The sequence below is a fragment of the Albidovulum sp. genome, from assembly GCF_049646345.1.
Taxonomy (GTDB): domain Bacteria; phylum Pseudomonadota; class Alphaproteobacteria; order Rhodobacterales; family Rhodobacteraceae; genus Albidovulum.
This window is the reverse complement of the sequence record NZ_JBARVQ010000715.1, coordinates 1-3,190: the sequence shown is the minus strand read 5'-3', so window position 1 is coordinate 3,190 and position 3,190 is coordinate 1. Positions and strand designations below refer to the sequence as shown.

Below are 3,190 nucleotides of genomic sequence, written 5' to 3'. Positions count from 1 at the left end.
CTGGAAGATCCGTTCAAGCTGTACCGCTGCCACACGATCATGAACTTTGCCAAGACCTGCCCGAAGGGTCTCAATCCGGCCAAGGCGATTGCCGAGATCAAGAAGATGATGGTCGAACGGGTGGTCTGACCTTTCCGGCACAATTTTCCGTTGTTTCGCTGCGGGCACTTGACTTTGCAGCGCGGACACCTGATGTGACACCCATTGACCAAGCCTCCTGCCGCGTGAGCAGTGAAGATCCGATAACAAGAAAGACCGGATTGCAGCTTGGAAAACGATCACGCCAAGTGATCCCCAAAGGTTCCCACATCACGCAGGGGTCCGACGATCTGACCGCCAAAGGGCAATTCGGCCCAATGGGGATGTTCGGATCGCCAACCATGCGAAGGCCGCAACCGGTCCGGAATGATCCGGCGGCGACGGCTGCATTCAATATGAAGCGGTCCGCGAGAGCGACCGCAGAGAAGGTAGAATTTGCTTACTTTTAAAGAACTTGGTCTTTCCGATCGTATCGTCGAACGACTGAACGAACAGGGTATGACCGAACCCACCCCGATCCAGGAAAAGGCGATCCCGCTGGTCCTGCAGGGCCGTGACGTGATGGGTCTTGCCCAGACCGGCACCGGCAAGACGGCGGCCTTCGGCCTGCCGATGGTGCATTTGATGGCCGCTGCCGGTCGTAAGCCGAACCCGAAGACCGCGCGGGGCCTGATCCTTGCGCCGACCCGCGAACTGGCCGGCCAGATCACCGATGCGATCCGCCCATTCATCGAGAAAACGCACCTCAAGATCGGGGTCGTCGTCGGCGGGCAGTCGATCAATGTGCAGGTAAAACGGCTGGAACGGGGGCTTGATATCCTCGTTGCGACGCCGGGCCGCCTGCTGGACCTGATCGACCGCCGCGCGCTGACGCTGGCGGAAACCGAATTTCTGGTGCTGGACGAGGCCGACCAGATGCTGGACCTCGGATTCGTCCATGCCCTGCGCAAGATCGCCGCGATGTTGCCGGCAGAACGCCAGACGATGCTGTTCTCGGCCACGATGGCCAAGCAGATGGCCGAAATCGCCGCAGCCTACCTGAACAAACCCGTGCGGGTCGAAGTCAGCCCTCCGGGCAAAGCTGCCGACAAGATTGCGCAATCGGTGATTTTCGTGCCGCAGGCGCGCAAGGCCGAAGTGCTGAAGGAAAAGCTGGACGCGCATCGCGATGAACTCGCGCTGGTGTTTTCGCGCACGAAACACGGTGCGGAAAAGCTGATGAAATCGCTGGAGGCCGTCGGTTTCGCGGCAGGCTCGATCCATGGCAACAAGAGCCAGGGCCAGCGCGATCGTGCCTTGCGGGCCTTCCGCGAAGGCAAGCTGCGGGTTCTGGTCGCCACCGATGTGGCCGCGCGCGGGATTGATATTCCCGAGGTTCGCCATGTCTACAATTTCGACCTGCCGAACGTGCCGGAAAACTACGTGCACCGGATTGGCCGGACCGCGCGGGCGGGCGCCGAAGGGTCGGCCATTGCGTTCTGTGCGCCGGCCGAAATGGGTGAACTGCGCGCCATCGAGAAAACCATGGGGCTGCGTATTCCTGTCGCGGAAGGCACGCCGTGGGAGCATGAAGAACCAGCAGGCGGGTCAAAGAACAAGGGGCGCCGTCACGGCGGCCCAGGCAAGCCGCAGGGGCAGGGCCAGCACCGTCGGGGTGGCAAGCCACAGGGCAATAAAAGATACAGTCAGGCGGCGTGACACTGCCTGATCGCTGAAATCAAGGGGCCCCATCTTCGGATAGGGCCTTTTCTTTTGGCGTGGAGTCAGACTTTCTGGGCGGCAGGACAGCAAGCGAGGATGTCGATGAAACCGGAAAACCCAGAAACAGCCGCCCCGGCCGATGCCGCAACGCGCCGCGATGTCAGGCCGGTCATATGCTACCCGGTCGACACGCTGCCTGCGCCCGATCTCGGCCCCTATCTTGCGATCCGGGCGGACGCGGTGAAAACCAGCGAGGTTCTGGTCCCGCCACGCGACGCGCGCTGTTTCCGGGTGCCGGCCGGCCATTTCTTTCGCATCACTTCGGTCGAGGGGCCGCAGGTCGGCGACCTCAACCTCTGGAATGCAGCCGATCTGTCCGAGCGCTTCTATTCCGGCAAGACCCGCGCCCTGCATGGCACGCATCTGTCGACAGGGGACCGGATGTGGTCGACCTTCCCGACGCTTCGTCCGATGGCAACGGTGACACGGGATACACTCGACTGGTACGGATTCGACGATTTCGGAGGCTCCGTCCATGATGTGATCGGCACGCGCTGCGACCCCTACACGCACCGGCTGTTGTCGGGGGGGGATTATCACCACTGCTGCCATTCCAACCTGACCCGCGCGCTCGCCGCTGAAACCGGAATGCCGCTCCATGAGGCCGAGGCCCTTGTCCACGATGTGCTCAACGTCTTCATGTGCACCGGATTTACCCGCGACACGGGGCAGTATTTCATGAAGGCCAGCCCGGTGCGCCCTGGCGACCACATCGAGTTTTTCGCCGAGATCGACCTTCTGGGCGGGCTCAGCGCCTGTCCGGGGGGCGATTGTTCGGCGGAACATTCAAGCGATGCCGCGCGCTGTTATCCGCTGCTGGTCGAGATCTTCGCGCCAAAAGAGGCCCCGAAGGGCTGGTCGCAACCGCTCAGGAATGGCTACAGCCGTGGCCACGGGCTCTGATCTTCTTCTGTTCTGAAAATATCCTCCGGGGGTCCGGGGGTGGAAAACCCCCGGCTCCAACTCAGGCAAAGGCCGCCTCCAGCGCGATTTCGACCATGTCTCCAAAGCTGCGCTCGCGGTCCGACGAGGGCAGAGCTTCGCCGGTGATCAGGTGATCGGACACGGTCAGAACCGCCAGCGCCCGCCTGCCATAGCGCGCGGCAAGCGTATAGAGCTCGGCAGCCTCCATTTCGACCCCGAGGATACCGTGGCGCATCATCTGTTCGTTCAGGTCCGGGCGTTCGTCGTAGAACACATCCGACGAATAGATGCCGCCGACATGAGTGGCGACGCCCTTGGCCTCGGCGACGGCAGCCGCCGCGTGCAGGAGCGACCAGTCGGCTGCAGGGGCAAAATTAAGTTCCTTGAAGATGCCGCGTGATGGTGTCGACAGGGTCGATGATGTCATGGCAAGGATCACATCGCGAACCTTCACCTTCTCCTGCAT

At 62.0% G+C, this 3,190-nt stretch carries 2 protein-coding genes and 2 pseudogenes; 3 read left to right on the top strand and 1 reads right to left on the bottom strand.

Translation table 11 applies throughout. The annotated features are described in order from the left end of the window. From WBB85_RS18640 to WBB85_RS18630, 3 genes and pseudogenes are all read left to right on the top strand, one after another. Positions 1 to 129: pseudogene (locus WBB85_RS18640) on the top strand (succinate dehydrogenase iron-sulfur subunit); the annotation flags it as partial. 345 nt (positions 130 to 474) lie between these two features. Next, complete coding sequence (locus WBB85_RS18635) at positions 475 to 1,737, top strand: DEAD/DEAH box helicase (protein WP_432640090.1); 1,263 nt, start codon at positions 475 to 477, stop codon at positions 1,735 to 1,737. A 105-nt stretch (positions 1,738 to 1,842) separates the two neighbouring features. Next, the gene (locus WBB85_RS18630; RefSeq protein WP_432640091.1) at positions 1,843 to 2,703 is read left to right on the top strand and encodes an urea carboxylase-associated family protein; all 861 of its coding nucleotides are present in this window, start codon (positions 1,843 to 1,845) and stop codon (positions 2,701 to 2,703) included. A gap of 61 nt (positions 2,704 to 2,764) precedes the next feature. Here WBB85_RS18630 and WBB85_RS18625 read toward each other — a convergent pair. Then, positions 2,765 to 3,190 (bottom strand): annotated as a pseudogene (locus tag WBB85_RS18625) (purine-nucleoside phosphorylase); the annotation flags it as partial.

What these genes read in the sequence shown, in the direction of transcription:
- WBB85_RS18630 (WP_432640091.1), top strand. Translation starts at nt 1,843, where the DNA reads ATGAAACCGGAAAACCCAGAAACAGCCGCCCCGGCCGATGCCGCAACG.